This is a genomic window from Dactylosporangium salmoneum (assembly GCF_039532525.1).
GTDB classification, from domain to species: Bacteria; Actinomycetota; Actinomycetes; order Mycobacteriales; family Micromonosporaceae; genus Dactylosporangium; species Dactylosporangium salmoneum.
Genome location: NZ_BAAARV010000040.1, coordinates 1 through 22778, shown reverse-complemented (window position 1 = coordinate 22778; position 22778 = coordinate 1). Strand labels below are relative to the sequence as shown.

Sequence of the window (22778 nt, the reverse complement as noted above, 5' to 3'; positions counted from 1 at the left end):
CGGCCGAGGTCGATGTGGTGGCGCCCCCACAGTCGCAGCGAGGTGGCCATGTCACCAGTGCACAGCCTCCCGCGAGCCGTGTCAACGCCGTCGTCGAAAGTGTACTGAACAGATATGATTACAGGATCGGCCGGCGGCGCAGGGCCGCGTCGACCAGGTGCGGGGCGGCGCCCAGGTAGGCGGCCGGGTCGCACAGGCGGGCCAGCTCGTCGGGCGTCAGCAGGTCCTTGACCCGCGGGTGCTCGGCCAGCGCGTCGGCGAGCGGGCGCCCGGCCGCCGTCGCCTCGTCGAGCACCCGCCGCGCCTCGGCCTTGCCCAGCAACGGGGCGAGGACCGCGGCGAGGCGTTCGGCGACCACGTGGCCGCCGGTGCGGGCCAGGTTGTCCAGCATCCGCCGGGGCTGTGGCCGCAGGCCGGCGGCGAGCTGGGCGGCGGTGTGGGCCGCGCCGCCGGTGAGCCGCAGCGCCTCCCGCAGCAGCAGCCACTCGGCGTGCCAGCCGCCCGCGGCCCGCTCGTCCTCGCTGAGCAGGGCCTGGCTCAGGGCCGTGGCCAGCGGCGGGACCTGCAGGGCGGCGGTGCGGACCAGGGTGGCCAGGACCGGGTTGCGCTTCTGCGGCATGGCCGAGGAGCTGCCGCCGGCGGCCTCGGCCACCTCGCCGATCTCGGTGCGGGACAGGGTCAGCACGTCCACGGCGAACTTGCCCAGGGCGCCCGTGGTGAACGCCAGGGCCGCGCCGGCGTCGGCGATCGGGGTGCGCAGGGCGTGCCAGGGCAGCCCGGGGCGGGCCAGGCCGGTCTCGTCGGCGAACGCCGCGGCCAGGTCGTCCACATAGGACGCCGGGGCCCCGTCCGCGTAGGCCAGGTATCCGGCGAGGGTGCCGGCGGCGCCGCCCAACGACACCGGCAGGCCGCCGTCGAGCAGGCGGCGCAGGCGCTCGTCGGCGTCGAGCACCAGGGCGCGCCAGCCGGCCGCCTTCAGGCCGAAGGTGGTCGGCACCGCCTGCAGGGCCAGGGTCCGGCCGGCGATCGGCGTGTCGCGGTGCTCGGCGGCGTGCGCGAACAGCGCGTCCGCGGTGGCGGCCAGGGCGGTACGGGTGGCCCGCACCGCCCTGGCGGTGACCAGCATCGCCGCCGTGTCGAGGATGTCCTGGCTGGTGGAGCCGCGGTGGACGTACTCGGCGGCGGGCCGGTCGACCTCGGCCACCCGGGCGGTGAGCGCGGCGACCAGGCCGACGACCGGGTTGGCGGTGCGCCGGGCGGCCAGCGCCAGGGCCCGCGGGTCGAACAGCGGGGCCTGGGCGGCGCGGGTGATGACCGCGGCCGCCTGCGCCGGGACCGTGCCGAGGCGGGCCTGGGCGCGGGCCAGCGCCGCCTCGGCGTCCAGCATCGCCTGCAGCCACGCCTCGTCCCGCACAAGGTCCTCGACCGGTGTGCCCGCGCTGACGGGACTCAGCAGCCCGCTCACGACGCCGCCCCCGCAAGCTCCGGCGACGTCGTGAGCACGACCACCCCCAGCAACGACGGCACGGGCCGTGGCGGCGGGGCGAGGCTCAGCAGCCGGCTCACACGACCACCCCCAGGAACGACGGCGCGGGCCGGGGCAGCGGGGCAGGGCCCAGTGCCCGCACGGCGGCGGCGATCGCGTCGGCGTCGCCGATGGTGACCGAGTCGACGCCCGGGCGCACGCCCGCGGCGGTGACCCAGTGGACCGACTCGGTCGGCACGCCGTAGGCGAACCGGCGCGGGTGGGCCTGGCCGTGGGCGTCCACGACCCGGTACGGCCGCTCGGTCACGTCCAGGCCGCCGGTCTCGTAGTGGCCGCCGCCGGCGCACGGGATCCGGTACGGGCGGCACTGGTCCGTGTCGAGCATGTGCCGCAGCAGCGGGTCACCCGTACGGCGCAGGTCGACGTCGTGCAGCCGGGCCTCCACGAGGGCGGTGGCCCGCACCGGCGCGGCCGGCACCGCGGAGGAGACGGCCACGAACGCCGGGCCGGCGGAGTCGAGCAGGATCTGGGTGCCCGGGCCGGTCAGCACCACCACGCCGGCCTCGACCAGGGCGACGAGCTCCTCGATGCGCCGGGCCGGCGGGCCGATGGACAGGAAGGCGTTGAACGGCGTGTACCAGGCGGCGAGCTCGTCGCGGTAGGAGGCGCCGTCCAGGCCGCCGTGGTCGACGACGAGGCGGACCTCGTTGCGCAGGTCGCGCAGCGCGTCCAGCGCCGCCTTGAGCGGGCCGCCGACGTTGCCCTGCCGGGCCTGCCGCACGTCCTCGCGCAGGTGCTCCAGCACCCAGGCGGTGAACTCGGCGCGTCCGGCGAAGCGGCGCCTCCCGGCGGGGCGGGCCAGCCGCTCCCAGTCCCATCGGGCGGCCGGGTCGACGCCGTGCTCGTCCAGCAGCCGCCGCGGATCGTCGAGGTAGCGGGCCACGAACGCGTCGGGGTCCTGGACGCCCAGCAGCGTGGTGTAGTACACCGTCTCGACCTCGGCGGCGATGAGGGGCCACAGGTCGCGGGCGAAGCGCAGCCCGCCGCGGCGCCGCCGCAGGTCCTCGACGACGGCCGGCGTGAGCACGCGCGGGACGTGCCGGCCGGAGGCGCCTTTCTGGTTCTCGCCGCGCGCGTGCGACGGCACCCCGCGCCGGGAGGTGGCGTAGAGGGTCGGCTCGCGGCCGCTGGGCAGGTAGCGCAGGGCGCCGCCCTCGCGCTCGAACCGCCCGCCGCGGCCCTCGGTGAGCAGCGCGACGTAGTCGAAGAAGTTCAGGCCGAGGCCGCGCACGAGCACCGCGGCTCCGGCCGGGAGCGCCGACAGGTCGATGTCGGCCGGGTTGGCCTGGGGCAGGTACGTCAGCCCGTGCACCCGCGCGAGGCTCGCCGTGCGCGCCTGGGCCGGCGGGAGCGCGGCCGGCACGTGTCCCTGGGCGAGCACGACGGCGTCGAGGTGGTGCAGGCGGGTGCCGTCGGCCAGGCGTGCCCCCTGCGGGCCGCCGGGCACGCCGCTGGTGTCGGCGATGGCGACCGCGCGGGAGCGGTACACCCGGACCGTGACGTGCCCGGGTGCCGCGGCGGCGATCCGGGCGAAGCAGTCGGCAAGGTACCGGCCGTACAGGGAGCGGCTCGGGTAGTCGTCGGGGCCGAGCCGCCGGGCCTCGGCGTCGGCCTGGTCCCGGGCCCAGGCGTGCAGGCTCGGGCCGGGCTCCACCGGGCCCGCGATGGCCACGCTGTCGTCGGTGTAGACGGTGATCTGGGCGGCCACGGTGTTCGTCAGCAGCAGCCGGGACTGGTCGGTGCGCCACACCGCGCCCGGCCCCGGTTCACCCGGGTCGACCAGGTGCACGGTGATCGCGTCGTGGGAGGGGGCGTGCCGCTCCTGCGCGCACAGGCGCTCCAGGACGCACAGGCCGCGCGGCCCGGCGCCGACGAGGCAGATTTCCAGGCTCCTGGTCATCGGGTCGCCTCGATCCGCTCGGCGTGCATCCAGGCCACCGCGTCGTGCAGGTCGGTGGCCGACATCGCGGCGAGGGCCGCGTTGCGGGCGGTCGCGGCCGCGCCGGCGGGGTGCCACAGGCGGATGCTGTCCCGCGCGGTGTGCTGGATCGCCGCCGTGCGCTCGCGGCGCAGCTCCTGGTACCGCAGCAGCCCGTCCGCCCCGTCGCCGAGCAGCCCGGCGAGCACGACGGCGTCCTCGAAGGCCTGGCAGGCGCCCTGCGCCGCGTAGTGCAGCATCGGGTGGGCGGCGTCGCCGAGCAGCGTCACCCGCCCGTCGCACCACGCGTCGACCGGCGCGCGGTCCACGAGCACCCAGGCGTGCCAGTCGCGGCCGAGCTCCAGCAGGTGCCCGGCGGCGGGCAGCGGGGCGAACTCGCGGCGCACCGCCTCGAGCGCGGCTGGCCGGCCGGTGAACGCCTCGGTGGCCCCGTCGTCGCGGCTCGCGGCGAGGTTGAGGTAGCGGCCGCCGGCGATCGGGTAGTGCACGAAGTGGCACTTGGGCCCGGCCCACCAGGTGACCGCGCGGGCGCGCAGCGGGGCGGGCACCTCGGCCATGGGGATGATGGCGCGGTACACCGTGATGCCGCTGATGCGCGGCGGCCCGTCGCCGACCAGTTGCCCCCGCACCGCGGAGTGGATGCCGTCGGCGCCGACGAGCAGCGCGCCGGCGATTCGCCCGCCGCCGGCCAGCCGCGCGGTGACGCCGGTCCGGTCCTGCTCGTAGCCGGTGACCGCGCTCGAGGGGCGCAGCTCGACGCCCGGCGCGGCGCGGCAGGCGTCCAGCAGCAGCCGGTAGAGCTCGCCGCGGTGCACCACGACGTACGGCTGCCCGAACCGCGCCTGGTACTGCGCCCCGAGCGGCATGCTCGTCACGTGCTCCCCGGTGACGCCGTCCATGAAGCGCAGCTCGTCGATCGGGGTGGCGATGGCCCGGGTGGCCGCGCCGAGCCCGAGGCGGTCCAGGGCGTGCAGCCCGTTGGGGGCCAGCTGGATGCCGGCGCCGAGCTCGGCGAACTCGGCGCTGCGCTCCAGCACGGTGACGCGGTGGCCGTTGGCGGCGGCGCCGAGGGCGAGGGCAAGGCCCCCGATGCCGCCCCCGGCGACCAGGACCTCGGCGGTCACGGCCGGGCCGCCAGCAGCCGGGCCAGCTCCAGGCGCTTGATCTTCGTGGTGGCCGTCTGCGGCAGGTCGGCCAGGCGCCACTGCACCGGGTCGGCCAGCGGTGGCAGGCCGGCGACGGCGGCCCGCCAGGCGGCTGGGTCCAGCGGCGCGTCGTGCTTGGTGCACACCACCGGCACCGGTGCGCCCTCGGCGCCGGGCACGATGATGACCTCGGCCAGCTCGTCGAGGCGGGTGAAGAGATGGTCCTCGGCGGCCAGGGTGCTGCCGAAGCCGGGGATCTCGTCGACCTCGCGGTCGAGCAGGTGCAGGCAGCCCCACCGGGTGCGGTAGCCGAGGTCGCCCATCCGCCACCATCGGCCGGTGCGCTGGCCGTCGTAGCGGGTCTGCTCGCCGAGGTACGTCAGGACCCGGCCGTCGGTGCGGACCTCGATGAAGCCGGGGGAGTCCGCGCTCGCCCGCCGCCCGTCGCGGCCGACCACCCGCACGCCGGTCATGCCCGGGAAGGGCCGGCCGACACAGCGCCCGTCGGTGTGCGGCGAGCGGCGGCGGGTGAAGGCCCGGGCCACGATCGGGCCGACCTCGCTCTGGCCGTAGAGCTGGCCGAAGACGGGGAAGCGGTGGGCCGAGGCGTGCAGCATACGGTGCACGGTGCGCGGGTGGATCGCGTCGAAGGTGCTGCTGAAGTACCGCACGGAGGCCAGCGGCCGGCGCGGGTCGGTGGCGAGCTCCTCCCAGCGCAGGAACGTGTTCGGGTGCGCCTCCAGCACGCCCGGCCGGACCTCGGCGAAGAGCTCCGCGACCCGCCGCGGGTCGTCGTCGGCCAGCACCACGAGCGGGAAGCCGCGCAGCAGCGTGATGGCCAGCGCGGTGAACAGTCGAGAGTGGACGAACGAGACGTGGATGGCGACCGGGCGCCGCTTGCGCACCAGCGCGGCCACGGCGGCCTGGGGCCGGTAGCGGGCCTGCAGCGTCCGTCCGGTGTGGACGGCCAGCTTCGGCGTGCCGGTCGTGCCGGACGTATGGGTGATCAGCGCCGGTGCCCCGGGGTCGGCGGGCACCGGCGGCACCGGGGTCGCGCCGGTGAGGTCGCGCAGCGCGGTGGCGCCGGGGTGCGCGCCGTCGGCCAGCAGCACCCGGGCGGACAGCTCGAACACCTCGCCGGGCAGGTCGCGCTCGAGCTTGACGGCATCGGTGAGCAGGTAGGGCCGGTCCACCCGGCGCAGGAGCGCGGCGACGCTCGGGCCGTCGAGCTTCGGGGAGAGCAGCACCGGTACCGCGCCGATGCGGGCGACGGCGATGGCGAGCAGGGTGATGTCGAAGCCGTCGGACTTGTGCACCACGACCCGGTCGCCGGCGCGCACCCCGGCCGCCCACAGGCGCGACGCGGCGTCGGCGACGGCCTCGGCGAGACGCGCGACGGTGGTGCGCCGGCCGAGCTGCGGGGCGATGGCGAGGGTGTGGTCGAGGACCACGGTGTTGCCCGGGTGGCGGGCGGCGGCGCGGTCGAGCAGGGTGCCGAGCCCGATGCCGCGGTTGCCGATGCGTTGCAGCAGCATGGCGTGGCTCCCTACGCGTCCTTCTCGATGACCGGCTTGATCCGCTGCAGGGTCTCGGCGAGGTCGCCGCGCACCTTCTCGCCCCACTCGGCGAAGAACCGGGCGCGCCGGCCGTCGTCCAACCCTGAAACGATCTTGCGGATGCCCTCGGTCGGGCGGCCCATGCGGAAGTGGTGGACGAGCCGGGCGCCGTCGCCGTCGGGCTCGATGTCGAAGGCCCACACGCTGTCCTGGGCGTTGCCGGCGCTGTCGCGCATGGCCCAGCGGAACGAGCGGCCGGGGTCGGCGGCCACGACCTCGGCCTCGGTGCTCCACCGGCCGCGCACCACCGGCGCCCAGGCCACGACGTCGTCGCGGCGCAAGTTGTCGCCCTGGAACACCGCGCCGACGGTGGCGGGGGTCCCGGCGATCCAGCGCCCGCCGACGCACTCGGCGCTCCATTCGCCGCTGCGCGGCAGGTCACTGATGACGGCGTACACCTCGGCCGGGGTCGCGTCGACGTGGATCTCGGCGCGCGACTGCAGCAGCGGAGGCGGGTTCACGGGTTCGGCCATGTCATCATCGTCAATGGCCCTGAAAGCCCCGGTCAAAGCCTCGAACTCATATTCGTCAGGTCGTATTTAGGGCGGACTCCGGACATGCCGGAGGGCCGGGCCCGTTCCCGGGCCCGGCCTCGGCGGGACGGTCGGTCAGCGGAAGTCGGCGGCGTGGTCGCGGGCCCAGGCGGCGAAGCTCAGCGCCGGGCGGCCGGTGACCCGTTCGACGACGTCCGTCACCTGGTACGGCACCCCGTCCGTCGCCGCCCAGTAGCCGATGGTCGCCTCGATCACCCACTCGGGCACGATCCGGGCCAGCGCGGCCCGCCCCTGCTCCGGGGTGAGCTCCTCGACCCGCACGGGCCGCCCGGTCGCCTCCGCGATGAGCTCCGCCTGGCGGCGCTGGGTCACCGATCCGGGGCCGGTGATGAGGTACCGCTCGCCCTCGTGGCCGGGCCGCGTGAGCGCCACGGCGGCGACGGCCGCGATGTCGCGCTCGTGGATCGCGTCGCTGTGCGACTCGGGGTACGGGAAGCGCACCACGCCCTCGGCGCGGATCGAGTCGGCCCACCCCCACAGCAGCACGTTGCTGGCGAAGTTGTCCGGGCGCAGGAACGTGGTGGCCAGGCCCGAGTCCTCCAGCGCCCGCTCGACCACGCGGTGCATCTCGGCGATCGCCTTGCGGGCCGGGATCCGGTCGAGCACCGTGTCGGAGGACAGCAGCACGACGTGCTCGACGCCGGCCTCCTGCGCGGCGGCGACGAACGCGTCCACCCCGTCCGGTACCGCGTAGAGGAAGACCTTGCGCACGCCGCGCAGCGCGGCGGGCAGGGTCGCCGGGTCGGTCAGGTCGGCGCGGACCCGCTCGACTCCGGCGGGCAGGTCGAGCCGGTCGGGGTCGCGGCCGGTCGCGCGGACCGGGACGCCGGCGGTGAGCAGCTCCTCGACGACATGGCGGCCGACCCGGCCGCCGCCGCCGAAGACCAGGACGGGTTGCGGCATCGTGTGCTCCTCAGTGCTCGACGGACAGCGCCGCCTCGGCGGGCCGGCGCTGGGCGGGGACGGTCGCGGCGGGCCGCCGGGACGCGGAGAACCGGCGGGTGATCGGCCGTTCGAACCAGGCGTAGAGGGCGGCCGCGGCGGCGAGCGACACGGCCAGCTCCGCGGCGAGCAGCCCGATCGCGGCCGGGGTGGAGAACGTGCGGCCCAGCAGTGTGCGGCCGCCGGTGATGACGACGAAGTGCAGCAGGTAGAAGGCGAAGGAGGCCTCGCCGAGCCAGCGGGCCGGCCGGCTGCGAAACGGCGTGAAGCGGCCCTTCACGTCGGCGGTCGCGGCCGCGGCGACGAGCAGCGCGATCGGCACGATGGTGACGGCGCGCTGGCCGTAGAGGTACGGCACGAACGAGGCCAGCGGCACCGAGACCGCCAGCAGCAGCGCCGACCAGCCCAGCCCGATGTCGCGCCAGCGGCCGAGGAGCACGGCCCGGGCCACGAGGATGCCGAGGGCGAAGTCGAGCAGGCGCACCGGCGGCAGGAAATAGGCGAACCAGTACTGCGACTGCGACGCGTCCCAGCCGCCCGGCACCGCCGGGGTGTCCGGGAACGCGGCGTAGGCGATCAGCGGGGTGGCGATCACCGCGGCGACGGTGCCGGCGATCCAGTACTTGAGCCGCTCGGCGCTGATCCGGTTGACCAGCGGCAGCAGCAGCGGGAAGGTGGCGTAGAAGAACGCTTCCGTGCCCAGCGACCAGCTCGGCGGGTTGACGCCGAGGTTGACGTAGAAGTCCGGCACCCAGACCTGCAGCATGAACAGGTTGAGCACCGCCTGCCCGGCCGGCGTGTACGCGGCGGCGAAGACCAGCATGGCCAGCACCCACGCGACCACGTAGTTCGGGTAGATCTTCACCAGCCGCCGGCGCCAGAACGCGGCCGGGCTGTCGTGCTCGCGGGCCGACCAGGTCAGCACGAAGCCGCTGAGGACGAAGAAGAACGTGACGCCGAGCGCGCCGAGCTGCGACGCGGCGGTCGCGTAGTGCGCGGCGAAGGTCTGGTCGGTGAACAGCGACGTGCTGGGCAGCTGCAGGGAGCCGTGGTAGACGAAGACGAGCAGCGCCGCCGGGAACCGTAAGCCGGTCAGCGACGGCAGGCGAGCGGGCCGGTCGGCCCGGTCGGGGGTCGGGGTCATCGGGTTCCGTCCAGTCGGGGTCAGGGCAGGAGCGCGGGCACGCCCAGCGCCACCTGCGCGGCGACGGGGCCGTCCGGGTCGAGCAGGACGCCGTCGCCCGGCCCGCCGAGCCGGGCGGCGATGCCGGCCGGGTCGTCGGCGGCCGTCACCGCGACGGCGTGCAGCCGGCCGAGCAGCACCGGGTGGCGCTGCGGGCCGGGTGGGGTGCTGAACAGGCCGGCGATGTCGAACTGCGGGTCGCGGTACTGGAACCGGCCGGGGTCGGGCCGGGAGACGAACGTGCCGCCCGACGCGACGATCTCGTCGCCGCGCCACGACTCGAGCAGGGTGCCGGTCGCCGCGACGAGGCTGCGGGCCCGGGCGGTGCCGGCTCCTGAGAGCAGCCAGCCGGCCCGGCCCCCGCTGAGGTGGTCGAGGCTGGCCAGGCGGCGCGCCAGCTCGTACGGCTCGGCGACATCGCTCGGCACGGCGGCCACCAGCCGGATGCGCCGGGTGGCGCCGGCCGCCGCGGCGAGCAGGGTGAAGGGGTCGGGGTCCCCGGTGACCGCGACGAAGGCGAAGCCGGCCTCCTCGGCGGCCCGGGCGTCCTCGAGCCAGGCGGCGGCGCCGGTGCTCCACGGCAGCCGGATGCCGAGCGGGGCGCTCATCGCGGTGCTCCCGCGGCGAGGCCGAGCCGGACGCGGAGGCTTCCGTCCGGCCCGGCCGGCTCGCGCAGCGCGCCGCGGCGGCGCAGCTCCGCGGTGAGCAGCCGGGTCACCGCGGTCAGGTCGTGCGGCAGCGCCCCGGGCCGTAGCCGGAAGCCGGTCACGCCGGCCTCCTGCCAGTCGGCCATGAGATCGGCCAGCTCGGCCGGGGAGCCGGCGAAGACGAGCGTGTCGGTGGCGAAGACCTCCCCGGCCAGCTCGTCGAGGCGGTCCTTGCGGGCCTTGGCCGCCGCCGGGTCGGCGTCGAGGAACACCACGAGGTCGCCGTAGATGTGCAGCGGCTCGCCCGCGCGGCCGGCCGCGCGCTGCTCGGCGCGCACCTCGCCGACGATCTCGCGGACCCGGGCCGCGTCGAAGGCGGTCACCCACACGACGTCGGCGGCGCGGGCGGCCAGCCGGTAGGGGACGGTGGCGTGGGCGAGGACCATGACGGGTGGCTGGTCCTGCACCGGCGGCAGCGGGCCGGCCCGCCAATGGTGGCGTACCGCCGCGACGAACTCGGCGGCCTCGTCGAACAGCGCGGCGAAGACCGGCGCCACGTCCGGGTCGTCGAACTGGGCGATGGTGAAGACCGGCAGGGTCCGGTGACCGAAGTGCTTCGCCTCGTCGGCCCGGTTCGACGCCTGCGGCCGCCAGCCGCCGCGGCCCCCGGCGAGGTGGTCGAGGGTGGCCAGGGACCGCGCGACGTGCAACGGCTCGGTGTGCGTCACCGTCGCCGTCGGCACCAGGCCGATGCGGCGGGTCGCCGGGGCGACCCTGGCCGCGACGAGCACGGCGTCGAGCCGGCCGCGGACCTGGTCGACGCGTCCGTCCGGGCCTTCGTACCGCGACGTCTGCAGCCCCATCGAGTCCTCGATGGTGACGAAGTCGAGCCCACCGGCCTCGGCCTCGCGGACCAGGCCGATCCAGTAGCCCGCGCCGAGCAGTTCGCGGGGCCGGGCGTCCGGCAGGCGCCACGCGGCGGGGTGCCAGCCGGTGCCGTCGAGCGCGACGGCGAGATACGGTGCTGCGGCGCCGCCCACGCGGTGCCCTCCTTCCGTCCGGTCAGCCGACGCTGATCGCCTGGAGCTTCTCGAAGAGGTACTGCGACGCGGCGATCTCCGGGTACTCCCGCCGCCCGATCGGCGGCGCGACGGAGGCGATGCGGGCGTCGCGGTCGCTGACGTAGAAGAAGACCAGCGACACCAGGTCCTCGTCGGGCGCGCTGGCCTGCGGCGGCAGCACCCGGTGCCGGGTCGAGCGCCACCGGTCCCCGGTCCAGCGGGCCATCAGGTCGCCGATGTTCACCGTGAACGCGGCCGGGTCGTAGGGCGCGTCCTCCCACTCGCCCTCCGGCGTGTACACCTGCAGCCCGCCGACGCCGGGCTCGCGGTCCAGGACCGTGACCGTGCCGAAGTCGGTGTGCGGCCCGATGCGGAACTGCCCGTCGCCGGGCGCGCCGACCTCGGACAGCGGGGGATAGCGGTTGATGTTCAAGGTGTACTTCGGGAAGCGCGTGTGCCGGGTGAAGTGATCCGCCGGCAGGTCGAGCGCGGCGGCGAAGATGGTCAGCAGGTCGTCGGACAGCGCGCGGATGCGGTCCATGTACTCCCGAGCGCTCGCCTCCAGCTCCGGCACGGCGGCCGGCCAGACGTTGGCGGGGTGCCAGCCGAGGTCGGCGCCGGGGTCGGCGGCCTCGACCGAGGAGCCGACGGAGTACGACTCCTTGAGATCCGGCGGCGACTCCACGCCCTCGAGGTAGCCGTTGGCCTCGGCCCCGGGCGGGATCCAGCCGCGGCCGCCGACCGGCACCGCGTACGGGCGCTTCTGCGGCTCGGTCAGTGCGAAGAAGCGGCGGGCGGCGGCGCGGGTGCGGTCGCGCAGGTCCCTCGGCACGCCGTGGCCGGTCACGAGCAGGAAGCCCGACACCTGCAGGGCCCGGTCGATCTCGGCGGCCAAGGCGGCCCGATCGGCGGCGTCGCCGCTGAACCAGGGCTCGAGGTCCACCAGGGGGATGGCTGTCATCTGCTACTCCGATCGGAGAAGTATGTTTTTGCCCACACGGTGCCGTTGCCCGCGGCCGGGCGCGGCGGTCAGCGCGTGCGGGTGTCGTCCTGCTCGGCCAGGCCCGGGAACAGCTCGCGCCCGACCACGCGCAGCAGCTGCAGCTGCTCCGCGTTGCGGCTGCCCGGCGCCGGCGTGAACAGCAGCAGGTGCTGGTCCTCGCTGGGCGACAGCAGCTGCTCGCACGTCAGGTCGATGAGCCCGACCGTCGGGTGGATCACCCGGATGTTGCCGTTGCGCCGCACGCCGACCTCGTGGCGCTCCCACAGCTCGGCGAACTCGGGGCTGGCCGCGCGCAGCCGGCGCACCAGGTCGAGGGCGGCCGGGTCGCCGCTGCGGCGGGCCACCGCGGCGCGCAGGTCGGCCACGTGCAGGCGGCTGTAGTGGTCGCGGTCCTCCGCCGGGTACGCCGCGCGCACTCCGGGGTCGGTGAACCACCGCCACACGATGTTGCGGTTCTGCGGCTGGGTCGAGCACACCCCGCCGAAGAGCGACTCCGCGAGGGCGTTCTGGGCCAGCAGGTCGCCGATGTCGTTGAGGATCTGCGCCGGCGCGTCGGTGAGCCGGTCGAGCAGGAACAGCAGCCCGGGCCGCACGTGCTCGCCGGCCTGCCGCCCGGTCGGCGGCCGGTGCCCGGCCAGCAGGTACAGGTGGTCGCGCTCGTCGTCGTTGAGCCGCAGGGCCCGGGCCAGCGGCGCCAGCAGCTGCGTGGACGGCTGCGGGCTGCGGGCCTGCTCCAGGCGCATGTAGTAGTCGGCGGACATGCCGGCGAGCTGCGCCACCTCCTCGCGCCGCAGGCCGGGCGTGCGCCGCCGGGCCCCCGCGGTCAGCCCCACGTCGTGCGGCTGCAGCCGCTCGCGGCAGCGGCGGAGGAAGTCGGCGAGCTCGCGTCGGTTCATGTCGCCATCATGGCCCGCCGCGGGCGCCGGTAGCCAAGGATCGTTGGTCCTACTCAGTGACGAAACACGGCCCGCCCCAGGTCGGCGGCCTGTGGCGATAAGGAGATGTAACACTCACCGTACTTGAGTGGCTACAGAACCTGGTGTTAGCTCACGATGGCGGATGCAGTGACGTGCATCCATACGCCTGCCCACGGTGGCTTCCCGTGCGCCCGGCGGGCGCGACGACGCGCCCCGGGCCACCACCACCGCACTCCCATCGGAGGTACCTGTGCGACCGCCGCTCGCCCTACCTGGCGGGCCGCTCGGCCACGACGACAGCCGAGGGCTCGCCGTACTCGTCGACGCCGCCCGCGACCTCGCCATCGGCGGCGACGTGGCGGCTCTGTTACCCGTTGCCGCCCGCCACGCCCGCCGCCTGCTCGGCCTGGCCCTCGCCTTCGTCGCGGTCCTCGACGACGAGCGCGGCGAGCTGACGGTCCGCGCCGTCGACGGCATGGCCTCCGGCCTGGCCCCGGGCCGGCGCCTGCCCCGCGACGAGGGCCTGGCCGCCCGCGCCCTGTGCGCCCCCGGCCCGTGCTGGACCGCCGACGCCACGGACCCGGCCGATGCGGCGGCGGGCACCGGGCTGCCGGCCGCCGAGGAGCTGCGCGCCGTGATCGCGGTCCGGCTCGGGCATGGCACCGGCCGGTTCGGGCGCCGGCCGTACGGCGTGCTGTACATCGCCGACCGCCGCGCCCGCGCGTTCACCGCCGCCGAGTGCGCGCTGCTCGGGTCGCTGGCCGAGCTGGCCGGTGCGGCGATCGAGAAGGCGCGGCTGCTGGAGCGCACGGCCGCGCGGCTGTCCGGCCTGGAGAACACCACCGCCCGCACCGCCGCCCGACTCGGGCGCGCCCAGGCGCTCGGGGCGGCCCACCAGGACCTGATCGAACTGGCCGTCAGCGCGGCCGATCCACAGGACTTCGCCGACGAGGCCGGGCGCCGACTTGGCGCCGCGGTCGCGCTGCTCGACCTCGACGGCCGCACCGTGGGCGCCGGGTGCGGGCCCGAGGCGGACGCCGAGGCGGTGGCCACGGAGGGCGCCGCGGAGGTCGCGGTGCCCGTGGCGGCCGGCGGCCGGCCCCTCGGCACGCTGCTGGTGCGGGCCGGGCGGGGGCTCGGCGCCGACGAGCGGCAGCTGCTGCCCCTCGTCGCGCAGGCCGCCGCGGTCGTGCTGCGCCAGCACGCCGGGGCCGCGGCCGAGGAGCACGCCCGCGACGACCTGCTCGACGACCTGCTGAGCATGCCGCCCCGCTCCCGGCGCCGGCTGGAACGGGCCGCTCGCCGGCTGCGCGTCGACCTGGACCGCCCGCACGTGGTGCTGGTGGCGAGGCTCGAGGCGAACGGCGGACCCCGCAGGGCGACGTGGGCCGCCCACGCGTGGCGGGCCGGCGGGCTCAGCGGAGTGCGCGACGGCCATCTCGTCGTCGTCACGCCCGGCACCGACCCGGGTGCGGCCGCCCGCAGCGCCACCGAGCAGCTCTCGGCCCGGCTCGGCGCGCCGGTCACCGTCGGCGCGGCCGGGCCGGTCTGCGGGGTCACCGCGGTCGCCGGCGGGCACCGCGAGGCGATGCGCTGCCTGGAGGCCCTGACCGCGCTGGAGCTCACCGGCCGCGGGGCCTCCGAGCGGGAACTGGGCTTCCTCGGCGTACTGCTGTCCGGCAGGCACGGCGTCGACGAGTTCGTCGACAGCGTGCTCGGCCCGGTCCTCGACCACGACCGGCGCCGCCCCACCGACCTGGTGCGGACCCTGGACGCCTACTTCGCGGCGAACGGCAGCCCGACGAACGCGGCCGAACGGCTGCACGTGCACCCGAACACCGTGGCCCGCCGGCTCGAGCGGGTGAAGGAACTGCTCGGCCCGGACTGGCAGCGGCCCGTCCAGGCATTGGACGTACACCTGGCGCTGCGGCTCTTCCGGCTCCGCGATGCGCTGTCCGGCGAGGCCGGGTGAGCCCGGCTCACGGCCGCAGCACCGCGCGCCGGCCGTGCAGCTCGCCCCGCTCGATCATCCGGTGCGCCTCGGCCGTTTGCGCCAGTGGCAGCTCCAGGGTCGCGCGGGGGCGCAGCCGGCCCGCCGCGAGCAAGCGGTTGATCGTGACCGCCGCCTCGGCCAGCTCCGCGGTGCTCGCGTGCGAGATGACGAAACCGGTGACGGTCCGGTCGTGCATGTACAGCGCGGCCGCGGGCAGCACCGGCCGGGACGCGGCGCCGGCCAGCAGCACCACCCGGCCCCGGAAGGCGAGCAGCTCCACCACGGTCTCCAGGTCGTTGCGGCCGGAGGTGTCCAGGTAGAGGCCGATGCCGTCGGGGCACGCCCGGGCCAGCCGGCCGGCCAGGTCCGGCGCGCGGTAGTCGAGGACCTCGGCGGCGCCCAGGCCCGCGCAGTACCCGGCGTCGGCCGCCGAGGCCGTGGCGACCACCCGGGCCCCGGCCTCGGCGGCGAGCACCACCAGGGCCGAGCCGACGTTCCCCCCGGCGCCGGCCACGACGACCGTCTCGCCGGCGCGCAGCCGGCCGTGCGTGAACAGTCCCAGGAAGGCGGTGGCGGCCGGATGGACCATGGTGACCGCGACCTCCGGTGCCACCTCGGCCGGCAGCCGGTAGAGCCGGTCGGCGGCGACCACGGCCCGCTGCGCCGCCGCCCCCTGCCGCCCGGCGTGGCCGAGGCTGTTGCACCACACGAGGTCGCCGGGGGCGAAGCCGGTCGCGCCCGGGCCGGCCGCCGCGACGGTGCCGACGAGGTCCCGGCCGACCACGAACGGCATCGGCAGCGGGGTGCGGAACACGCCCGAGCGCACGAACGTGTCCACCGGGTTGACCGTGCTGGCCAGCACGTCGACCAGCACGTCGGCGGGGCCCGGCACCGGATCGGCGACCTCCCCGAAGCGGATGACGTCGGGCGGTCCCAGCTGCTCGAGGTAGGCGGCGCGCATACCCGCAGCCTCGCCGGGCGACGGGGCCGGCGCAACCGCAGGCCGGGCCTTCCGTCAGGTTCCTCACCCGCGTAGGCCAGGGTCGCCAGTCCTAGGCAGAACGGTCCGATTCTCACCGCACGGCCGGGGTGCGACGGTCGTCTTGTCCGGATTTTTCCGCGCGAGCTTTCAGGAGTGAACATGCCACGCGTCGTGCGTTTCGAGCAGTTCGGTGGGCCCGAGGTCCTGCAGGTGGTGGAGGCCGAGCGACCCGCCCCGGGTGAGGGGACCGTCCTCGTGCGGGTCCGGGCGGCCGGGCTCAACCCGGTGGAGAGCGGCATCCGCGGGGGTTTCCTCGACCAGGTGTACCCCACCAGCTTCCCCTCCCAGCAGGGGCGTGACGTCGCCGGCGTCGTCGAGGCGGCCGGCCCGGGCGTCACCGCGTTCGCGCCCGGCGACGAGGTCATCGGCTGGACCGACGAGCGCGGCACCCAGGCCGACTACGCCGTGGTGCCGGCGGCCAACCTCACCGCCCGCCCGGACGGCGTGCCGTGGGAGGTCGCCGGGGCGCTCTACACCGCCGGCGCCGCCGCCTGGGCCGCGATCCGCGCGGTCGCGGCGGGCGAGGGTGACACGGTCGTGGTGGCCAATGCCGCCGGCGGGGTCGGCTCGATCGCGGTGCAGCTGGCCCGCATCGCCGGCGCCACGGTCATCGGCCTGGCCGGGGAGGACCACCACGAGTGGCTGCGCGGCCGCGGCGTCGTGCCGGTCGCCTACGGCGAGGGGGTCGAGGAGCGCGTCCGCGCGGCCGCCGGCGACAAGGTCGACGCGTTCGTCGACGCGTTCGGCGCCGGCTACGTCGATCTGGCGCTGCGGCTGGGCGTCCAGCCGGACCGGGTCAACACGCTGATCGACTTCGCCGCCGTCGCCCAGCACGGGGTGAAGGCCAGCGGCAGCAACGACGCGTCCAGCCCCGAGGTCCTGGCCGAGCTGGCCGGTCTGGTCGCCGGCGGGCGCCTCGAGGTGCCGGTCCGGGCGTTCCCGCTCGAGCGGGTGGCCGAGGCCTACGCCGAGCTCGAGCGCCGGCACACGCTGGGCAAGCTCGTCGTCACCCCGGCGGCGTGAGGGGGTTGCCATGACGGAGCCGCTGGACCCCTGGGGCATGGCGTGGGTGCATCAGGTGTACCGCCGGGAGCTGCGCCTCCTCGTGGACCTCATCGCCGCCGTCGAGCCCGGTGACCGCGCCCGGGCGGCGGTGGTCGCCGAGCACCTGACCGACATGGCCGCCTCCCTGCACGAGCACCACGTGGGCGAGGACGAGCTGCTGTGGCCACCGCTGCTGAGCCGGGCCGAGCCGGACGCCGCCGCGGTACTCCGCATGCAACAGCAGCACGACGAGCTGCACGCCCTGCTGGAGGAGGCCGGCGCGCTCGCACCGGTGTGGCGGGAGAGCGCGTCACGGGCCGACCGTGACCGGCTGGCGGCGGTGGCGGCCCGGCTGTCCGTCGTCACCGACGCCCACCTTGCCGACGAGGAGCAGCACGTACTGCCGCTCATCCGCGAGCACATCACCGCCGAGGAGTGGGCCGAGTTCGAGCGGCGCGGGCACGCCTCCATCCCGCCGGAGAAGGCGCTGGTGTTCCTCGGCATCGGGCTGCAGGACGCCACGCCGCACGAGCGGGAGAAGTTCGTCGGCGGGCTGCCGCCCGAGGTGCGGGACTTCTGGGCGGGGCCGGGTGGTCTGCAGTACGCCCAGTGGCGCGCCGAACTGCTCGGCGGCGCCCCGGCAGCGGCGCCGTGACCGTGCGGCTCGACCACACCTTCGTGCACGCCCGCGATGCCCGCCTGGCCGCGCGGGACCTCGCCGGCACGCTGGGGCTGCCCGAGCCGTCGTGGTCCGGGCCGTTCCCGGCGGTGCGCCTGGACGACGGCGCACTGCTGGAGTTCGTCCAGGTGACCGGCGAGGTGACCACCCAGCACTACGCGTTCGCGGTGGCCGACGCCGACTTCGACGCGGTGCTCGCGAGGCTGCGGCAGCAGGGCCGGCCCTTCTGGGCCGGCCCCCTGCACCACGGCGCCGGCCAGATCAACGGCTGGGGCAGCGGCCGCGGCTTCTACTTCGACAGCGTCGACGGGCACGCCGTCGAGGTGCTCACCCGCCCCTTCCGAAGCAGCACGGGCGGCGCGGCCGATCCGGCCGAGCTGGTCCGGCTCGTGGCCGAGGCCTACAACGACGGGGACGCCGAGGCCGCGGCCCGGCTGTTCGAACCCGGCGCGGTGCTCGCGGTGGCGCCCGGCGAGACGGTCACCGGGGCGGCGCTGCGCGAGTCCATCGGCGGGTTCATGGGCCGGGTCCGGCACATGGAGATCCGCGTCCGTCACATCTACCAGGCGGGCGGCGTGGCGCTGCTCGTCACCGACCACGTCACCGACCTCGACGGCCCCGGCGGGCCCGGCGGCGCGCCGGTCCGGGTCGCCGGCACCGCCACCGACGTGGCGCGGCGGGGGGCCGACGGGCGGTGGCGGTACATCATCGACAACCCGTCCGGCAGCGGACACTGAACTCCCGGAAGGCGGGCCCCATGACGGCACCCGGCACCGGTCGACGCCCACGGGGCGGGCTCGTGCTCGCCCTGCTCGGCCTCGCCCAGCTGATCACCTCGATCGACTACAACATCGTCTACGTCGCGCTGCCGCGCATCGGCGCCGACCTCGGCTTCTCCGCCCAGAACCTGCAGTGGGTGGTCAGCGCCTACGCGGTCGCGTTCGGCGGCTTCCTGCTGCTCGGCGGGCGCGCGGCCGACCTGCTGGGCCGGCGGCGGGTCTTCGTGGCCGGCCTGGTGCTCTACGCCGTCGCCTCGCTCGCCGGCGGCCTGGCCGGCGCGGCCGGCCTGCTCGTTGCCGCCCGGGCCGCGCAGGGTCTCGGCGGCGCGCTGCTGTTCCCGGCGACCCTCGCGCTCGTGGTCACCTCCTTCGACGAGGGCCGCGACCGCAACCGCGCCTTCTCGGTCTGGGCCGCCGCCGGCGCCGGCGGCATGGTGCTCGGCTCGCTCCTCGGCGGCGTGCTCACCGAGGCGTTCGGCTGGTCGGCGGTCTTCTACGTCAACGTCCCGCTCGCCGCCCTGGCCATCGCCGGCGCCCGGCTGCTGCTGCCGGCCGACGGCCCGCGCGCCCCCGGCCGCTTCGACGTGCTCGGCGCCGTCACCGCCACCGGCGGCGTCACCCTCGTCGTCTTCTCCCTCGTGCAGGGCCCGGTGCTCGGCTGGACGTCCCCGGCCCTGCTGGCCGCCGCGGCCGGCGGCGTCGCCCTGCTGGCCGTCTTCATCGCCGTGGAGGCCCGCACGGCCGCGCCGCTCATGCCGCTGCGGCTGTTCCGCAACCGCAACCTCAGCACCGGGGTGAGCCTCACGCTGCTGTTCATGGCGACGTTCGGCACGCTGCTGTACTTCCTCACCGTGCACTTCCAGCGGGTGCTGGGCTACTCCGCGCTGCAGACCGGCCTGGCCTACGTGGTGCCGATGGCCGCGGGCGCGGCCGGCTCGCTGGCCGGTGGACGCCTCGCCTACCGCTTCGGCAACCGTCCGACCCTCGTCGTGAGCCTCACGGTGGGCGCCGCCGCCACCGTCGCCCTCGGCCTGGGCATCGGCGCGGGCGGCTCCTATCTGGCGCTGCTGCCGTCGATGGTGGTGCTCAACGTCGCCCAGGGCGTCGTGTTCACCACGATGTTCGCCGCCGCGACGACCGGCACCGCCCTGTTCGACCAGGGCATCGCCTCCGGCATCGTGTCCACCGGCCAGCAGGTCGGCTCGGCCGTCGGCCTGGCCGTCCTCGTCGCCGTGGCCAACGCCGGCACCGGGGGCCTCACCGGCCCGCGGCTGCGCGCCGCGACGAGCTCCGGCCTGCGTGACGCGGTCCTGGTCGCGGCGGCCGGCATGGTCCTGACCGTCCTGGTGGCGACGAACTTCCGCCGCTCGCCCGCGACCGTGGCCCCGGAACCGGACATCGCCGCCGAGTCCGCCACGCGCTGACGACGTTCCCAGACGCCGGCCGGCTCGGGGGCGGCCTGTCCGACCTGGAGCCGGCCATCGCTGCCGAGTCCGCCGCGCGCTGACGACGTTCCCAGACGCCGGCCGGCTCGGGGGCGGCCTGTCCGACCTGGAGCCGGCCATCGCTGCCGAGTCCGCCGCGCTGACGGCGTGCCCGGACGCCGGCCGGCTCGGGAGCCGTCAGGCCGCGTACACCGCCAGGTGTGCGCGCCGGGCCGTCGGGTGGTCCAGTTCGTCGAGCACGGCGGTGGCCAGGTCCGCATGGGCGAGGGGCTGGGCCCACCGCCGCGCGTCGGCGACCGGTTCGGCGAGCAGGTAGCGGCCGGTCGGTTCGGCGTCCGGGCTCAGGCCCGGCGGCGGGCTCAGCACGAGCCAGTCGGTGCCCCCGGTGGCGCGCAGGCGCTCAGTGGCTAGCGTGGGCGCCCACGAGCGAACCGTGCGAGATACCATGTGTGCGGGCAGTGCGCCTGCCCGTGCCCATGGATGGCCGCCCACGCCTGGCCACCCGATGCGGGTCAAGGGTCTCCGACTCAGCGCCGTCGGTCCCGGTGTTCGGCGTGCCGTCACGCCGTCTGTTCGGTGCGAGGCGTGGGATCGCGCCGGAGAGTGGCGTTCATGGCTGGCCAGCATCCACGACGGACCTCGCGGCAGGACCAGGCCCGCAAGCGGGCCATCCGCGCCCAGGCCGCCCGGACCGGTGTGTCCTATTCGGTCGCGGCCCGGCAGATGGAGGCGGTGGGGCTGCGACCCGGCGAGATGATCGCGACGTACGGCCGGACGATCTACCCCACGGGTCACGATGCACATCGGCAGCGCCTGATCGAACTGCGGGAACGGCGTTCGATGGACGAGCGGCTGGCCGACACCCGCCGCGCCGCGGTCCTGCCCGGCGGCCGGGCCCAGCACCTGGTAGAGCGGTTCCCGCCCACCCGTGGCCGGCCCGGGTCCAAGGTCGGCCCGCTCTATCACGGCACGTACCGTCAGGAGCTGCTGACGATGCTGTACGTGACTATCGCCGTGGAGTCGCCGGGCCTGATTCCCGAGACGGGCGACCTCGCGTGGATCGCCGAAATGGGCGAGGAGACGGCGCTCGACATGGCCTGCGCCGAGCTGGATCGCGAGGCTAGGGCGCTGCTGGAGCGGGAGCCTGCGACGCTGTGGCCCGCCATCGAGCGGGCCCTTGCGCTGAGCGAGAACAGCCCACAGCTGCAGCTGCGGCAGGAGGCGACCCGCCTTTCCGCGTTGTACCGCAGCATGTGGGCGCCGCGCGAGAGCGCCGACGGCGAGCCCTATGTCGACGATCCGCCGTTTGAAGGGGTGCGCCAGATCCTCGACGTGCTGCTGATGGTCGCGGACGACGGTCACGCGCCCGGCACCAGGGTGCGGATGCTGGCGAGTCCGCACGAGAACCGGATCGCCACGGTCGTCGGTGCGGTCTGGGGCTCACCGGGTCCACCGGTCGCCTACCGCGTCCAGGTCGAGGAGTCCACGATCCGGCTGACGGCCGAGACCGCCGATTTGGTGGTGCTGGCCGATCAGGAGTCCCTGGCGCGCTGACGCCACCCCGAGAGGCCGGTCCGAATGGGACCGGCCTCTCGGTGCTGGGAAGAACGGACGTCAGTCGCCGCTCTCCTCGGCCGACATGCCGACGGGCATGGAGTCCAGCACCACCTCGGCGTGGTCGGCGCCGTTGAAGACGAGTTTGGCCTTCTCGAACTGGGCGGGGTCGCCCTCGCAGTCGATGACGACGATCTGACCCGGGCGCAGCTCGTTGAACAGGATGCGCTCGGACAGGGCGTCCTCGATCTCGCGCTGGATCGTGCGGCGCAGCGGCCGTGCGCCCAGCACCGGGTCGTAGCCCTTGTTGGCCAGGAACTTCTTGGCGTTGTCCGTCAGCTCCAGGCCCATGTCCTTGTTGCGCAGCTGGGTCTCGATCCGGGCGATCATCAGGTCGACGATGCCGAGGATCTGGTCCTGCATGAGCTGGTGGAAGACGATCGTGTCGTCGATGCGGTTGAGGAACTCCGGGCGGAAGTGCTGCTTCAGCTCGTCGTTGACCTTCTGCTTCATCCGCTCGTAGTTCGACTCGTTGTCCTCCGACGCCTGGAAGCCCAGAGACACGGCCTTGGCCACATCACGCGTCCCCAGGTTGGTGGTCAGGATGATCACCGTGTTCTTGAAGTCCACGATGCGGCCCTGACCATCGGTCAGCCGACCATCCTCCAGAATCTGCAACAACGTGTTGAACACATCCGGGTGGGCCTTCTCGATCTCATCGAACAGCACCACCGAGAACGGCCGCCGACGCACCTTCTCCGTCAGCTGACCACCCTCGTCATACCCGACATACCCCGGAGGCGCCCCAACCAGCCGCGACACCGTGTACCGGTCGTGGAACTCCGACATGTCCAGCTGGATCAACGCATCCTCGGACCCGAACAGGAACTCGGCCAGGGCCTTGGACAGCTCCGTCTTGCCCACGCCGGACGGGCCGGCGAAGATGAACGAGCCGGACGGCCGCTTGGGGTCCTTGAGGCCGGCCCGGGTGCGCCGGATCGCCTTCGAGACCGCCTTGACCGCGTCTTCCTGGCCGACGAGGCGCTTGTGCAGCTCGTCCTCCATGCGCAGGAGGCGCGCCGTCTCCTCCTCGGTCAGCTTGTACACCGGGATGCCGGTCCAGTTCGCGAGGACCTCGGCGATCTGCTCGTCGTCGACCTCGGACACGACGTCGAGGTCGCCGGCCTTCCACTCCTTCTCCCGCTGCGCCTTCTGCCCCAGCAGCTGCTTCTCCTTGTCCCGCAGCTGCGCGGCCCGCTCGAAGTCCTGCGCGTCGATCGCGGACTCCTTGTCCCGGCGCACCTGAGCGATCCGCTCGTCGAAGTCGCGCAGGTCTGGCGGCGCGGTCATACGGCGGATCCGCATCCGCGCGCCGGCCTCATCGATCAGGTCGATCGCCTTGTCCGGCAGGTAGCGGTCAGAAATGTACCGGTCGGCGAGCGTCGCCGCCGCGACCAGCGCAGCATCGGTGATCGTCACCCGGTGATGCGCCTCGTAGCGGTCCCGCAACCCCTTCAAGATCTCAATCGTGTGGGCCAGGGACGGCTCGCCCACCTGGATCGGCTGGAAGCGGCGCTCCAACGCCGCGTCCTTCTCCAGATACTTGCGGTACTCCTCACTCGTCGTCGCGCCGATGGTCTGCAGCTCACCACGGGCCAGCATCGGCTTGAGGATGCTCGCCGCGTCGAT

Annotated in this window: 20 protein-coding genes; 6 read left to right on the top strand and 14 right to left on the bottom strand. The window is 75.2% G+C overall.

Features of this window, described 5'->3' with window-relative positions:
- Positions 1 to 118: 118 nt before the first annotated feature.
- The 11 genes from ABD352_RS25210 to ABD352_RS25160 form a co-directional block, all read right to left on the bottom strand.
- On the bottom strand, positions 119 to 1465 hold the full coding sequence (locus ABD352_RS25210; protein ID WP_344614944.1) for a nitrosuccinate lyase: 1347 nt from the start codon (positions 1463 to 1465) through the stop codon (positions 119 to 121).
- Between the two features lie 97 nt (positions 1466 to 1562).
- Positions 1563 to 3446 (bottom strand): FAD/NAD(P)-binding protein, encoded by a 1884-nt coding sequence (locus ABD352_RS25205; RefSeq protein WP_344614943.1) that lies wholly within the window; start codon positions 3444 to 3446, stop codon positions 1563 to 1565.
- Positions 3443 to 4609 carry an FAD-dependent monooxygenase gene (locus tag ABD352_RS25200; protein WP_344614942.1) on the bottom strand — a complete coding sequence of 389 codons (1167 nt, stop codon included), beginning with the start codon at positions 4607 to 4609 and terminating at the stop codon, positions 3443 to 3445. Before ABD352_RS25200 ends, ABD352_RS25205 begins: the two co-directional genes overlap by 4 nt.
- Positions 4606 to 6165, bottom strand: a complete 1560-nt coding sequence (locus ABD352_RS25195; protein ID WP_344614941.1) for a class I adenylate-forming enzyme family protein — start codon at positions 6163 to 6165, stop codon at positions 4606 to 4608. The genes ABD352_RS25200 and ABD352_RS25195 overlap by 4 nt, the downstream gene beginning before the upstream one ends.
- Before the next feature lie 11 nt (positions 6166 to 6176).
- Positions 6177 to 6719 (bottom strand): SRPBCC family protein, encoded by a 543-nt coding sequence (locus ABD352_RS25190; RefSeq protein ID WP_344614940.1) that lies wholly within the window; start codon positions 6717 to 6719, stop codon positions 6177 to 6179.
- A gap of 135 nt (positions 6720 to 6854) precedes the next feature.
- On the bottom strand, positions 6855 to 7703 hold the full coding sequence (locus ABD352_RS25185) for an NAD(P)H-binding protein (protein ID WP_344614939.1): 849 nt from the start codon (positions 7701 to 7703) through the stop codon (positions 6855 to 6857).
- Positions 7704 to 7713: 10 nt separating this feature from the next.
- Positions 7714 to 8886: an acyltransferase family protein gene (locus ABD352_RS25180; protein ID WP_344614938.1), complete on the bottom strand. Its 1173-nt coding sequence runs from the start codon at positions 8884 to 8886 to the stop codon at positions 7714 to 7716.
- 20 nt (positions 8887 to 8906) lie between these two features.
- The gene (locus tag ABD352_RS25175) at positions 8907 to 9533 is read right to left on the bottom strand and encodes an LLM class flavin-dependent oxidoreductase (protein ID WP_344614937.1); all 627 of its coding nucleotides are present in this window, start codon (positions 9531 to 9533) and stop codon (positions 8907 to 8909) included.
- Positions 9530 to 10612, bottom strand: coding sequence for an LLM class flavin-dependent oxidoreductase (locus tag ABD352_RS25170; RefSeq protein WP_344614936.1), 1083 nt, complete (start codon positions 10610 to 10612; stop codon positions 9530 to 9532). The genes ABD352_RS25175 and ABD352_RS25170 overlap by 4 nt, the downstream gene beginning before the upstream one ends.
- Positions 10613 to 10634: 22 nt before the next feature.
- On the bottom strand, positions 10635 to 11594 hold the full coding sequence (locus ABD352_RS25165; RefSeq protein ID WP_344614935.1) for an isopenicillin N synthase family dioxygenase: 960 nt from the start codon (positions 11592 to 11594) through the stop codon (positions 10635 to 10637).
- A gap of 68 nt (positions 11595 to 11662) precedes the next feature.
- Entirely contained in the window at positions 11663 to 12532 is an 870-nt protein-coding gene (locus ABD352_RS25160; RefSeq protein WP_344614934.1) for a helix-turn-helix transcriptional regulator, read from the bottom strand.
- A gap of 271 nt (positions 12533 to 12803) precedes the next feature.
- On the opposite strand from ABD352_RS25160, the gene ABD352_RS25155 reads away from it, so the two are divergent.
- Positions 12804 to 14525 (top strand): helix-turn-helix domain-containing protein, encoded by a 1722-nt coding sequence (locus tag ABD352_RS25155; RefSeq protein WP_344614933.1) that lies wholly within the window; start codon positions 12804 to 12806, stop codon positions 14523 to 14525.
- 7 nt (positions 14526 to 14532) lie between these two features.
- On the opposite strand, the gene ABD352_RS25150 is transcribed toward ABD352_RS25155, so the two are convergent.
- Positions 14533 to 15507, bottom strand: coding sequence for an NADPH:quinone reductase (locus ABD352_RS25150; RefSeq protein ID WP_344614932.1), 975 nt, complete (start codon positions 15505 to 15507; stop codon positions 14533 to 14535).
- Between the two features lie 180 nt (positions 15508 to 15687).
- Here ABD352_RS25150 and ABD352_RS25145 point away from each other — a divergent pair, with 180 nt between their 5' ends.
- From ABD352_RS25145 to ABD352_RS25130, 4 genes are read left to right on the top strand one after another with little or no spacing between them, the layout of a single operon-like run.
- Positions 15688 to 16611, top strand: a complete 924-nt coding sequence (locus ABD352_RS25145; RefSeq protein ID WP_344614931.1) for an NADP-dependent oxidoreductase — start codon at positions 15688 to 15690, stop codon at positions 16609 to 16611.
- 10 nt (positions 16612 to 16621) lie between these two features.
- Positions 16622 to 17287, top strand: a complete 666-nt coding sequence (locus ABD352_RS25140; RefSeq protein WP_344614930.1) for a hemerythrin domain-containing protein — start codon at positions 16622 to 16624, stop codon at positions 17285 to 17287.
- A complete protein-coding gene (locus tag ABD352_RS25135) occupies positions 17284 to 18048 on the top strand; it encodes a DUF4440 domain-containing protein (protein WP_344614929.1) in 765 nt (254 codons plus the stop codon). Before ABD352_RS25140 ends, ABD352_RS25135 begins: the two co-directional genes overlap by 4 nt.
- A gap of 20 nt (positions 18049 to 18068) precedes the next feature.
- Positions 18069 to 19514 (top strand): MFS transporter, encoded by a 1446-nt coding sequence (locus ABD352_RS25130; protein ID WP_344614928.1) that lies wholly within the window; start codon positions 18069 to 18071, stop codon positions 19512 to 19514.
- 198 nt (positions 19515 to 19712) lie between these two features.
- Here the strand turns inward: ABD352_RS25130 and ABD352_RS25125 are convergent, their stop codons facing one another.
- On the bottom strand, positions 19713 to 19982 hold the full coding sequence (locus tag ABD352_RS25125) for an NAD(P)-dependent oxidoreductase (protein WP_344614927.1): 270 nt from the start codon (positions 19980 to 19982) through the stop codon (positions 19713 to 19715).
- Positions 19983 to 20288: 306 nt separating this feature from the next.
- Between ABD352_RS25125 and ABD352_RS25120 the strand changes: the two genes are divergently transcribed.
- Positions 20289 to 21089, top strand: a complete 801-nt coding sequence (locus tag ABD352_RS25120; RefSeq protein WP_344614926.1) for a hypothetical protein — start codon at positions 20289 to 20291, stop codon at positions 21087 to 21089.
- A gap of 60 nt (positions 21090 to 21149) precedes the next feature.
- Here the strand turns inward: ABD352_RS25120 and ABD352_RS25115 are convergent.
- Positions 21150 to 22778: ATP-dependent Clp protease ATP-binding subunit (locus ABD352_RS25115; protein ID WP_344614925.1), on the bottom strand; the 1629-nt coding region annotated here is incomplete at its 5' end.

Coding starts and splice junctions, on each gene's coding strand:
- ABD352_RS25205 (WP_344614943.1), bottom strand. CDS start 3,446: ATGACCAGGAGCCTGGAAATCTGCCTCGTCGGCGCCGGGCCGCGCGGC.
- ABD352_RS25195 (WP_344614941.1), bottom strand. CDS start 6,165: ATGCTGCTGCAACGCATCGGCAACCGCGGCATCGGGCTCGGCACCCTG.
- ABD352_RS25190 (WP_344614940.1), bottom strand. CDS start 6,719: ATGGCCGAACCCGTGAACCCGCCTCCGCTGCTGCAGTCGCGCGCCGAG.
- ABD352_RS25185 (WP_344614939.1), bottom strand. CDS start 7,703: ATGCCGCAACCCGTCCTGGTCTTCGGCGGCGGCGGCCGGGTCGGCCGC.
- ABD352_RS25180 (WP_344614938.1), bottom strand. CDS start 8,886: ATGACCCCGACCCCCGACCGGGCCGACCGGCCCGCTCGCCTGCCGTCG.
- ABD352_RS25175 (WP_344614937.1), bottom strand. CDS start 9,533: ATGAGCGCCCCGCTCGGCATCCGGCTGCCGTGGAGCACCGGCGCCGCC.
- ABD352_RS25165 (WP_344614935.1), bottom strand. CDS start 11,594: ATGACAGCCATCCCCCTGGTGGACCTCGAGCCCTGGTTCAGCGGCGAC.
- ABD352_RS25160 (WP_344614934.1), bottom strand. CDS start 12,532: ATGAACCGACGCGAGCTCGCCGACTTCCTCCGCCGCTGCCGCGAGCGG.
- ABD352_RS25150 (WP_344614932.1), bottom strand. CDS start 15,507: ATGCGCGCCGCCTACCTCGAGCAGCTGGGACCGCCCGACGTCATCCGC.
- ABD352_RS25145 (WP_344614931.1), top strand. CDS start 15,688: ATGCCACGCGTCGTGCGTTTCGAGCAGTTCGGTGGGCCCGAGGTCCTG.
- ABD352_RS25140 (WP_344614930.1), top strand. CDS start 16,622: ATGACGGAGCCGCTGGACCCCTGGGGCATGGCGTGGGTGCATCAGGTG.
- ABD352_RS25130 (WP_344614928.1), top strand. CDS start 18,069: ATGACGGCACCCGGCACCGGTCGACGCCCACGGGGCGGGCTCGTGCTC.
- ABD352_RS25125 (WP_344614927.1), bottom strand. CDS start 19,982: ATGGTATCTCGCACGGTTCGCTCGTGGGCGCCCACGCTAGCCACTGAG.
- ABD352_RS25120 (WP_344614926.1), top strand. CDS start 20,289: ATGATCGCGACGTACGGCCGGACGATCTACCCCACGGGTCACGATGCA.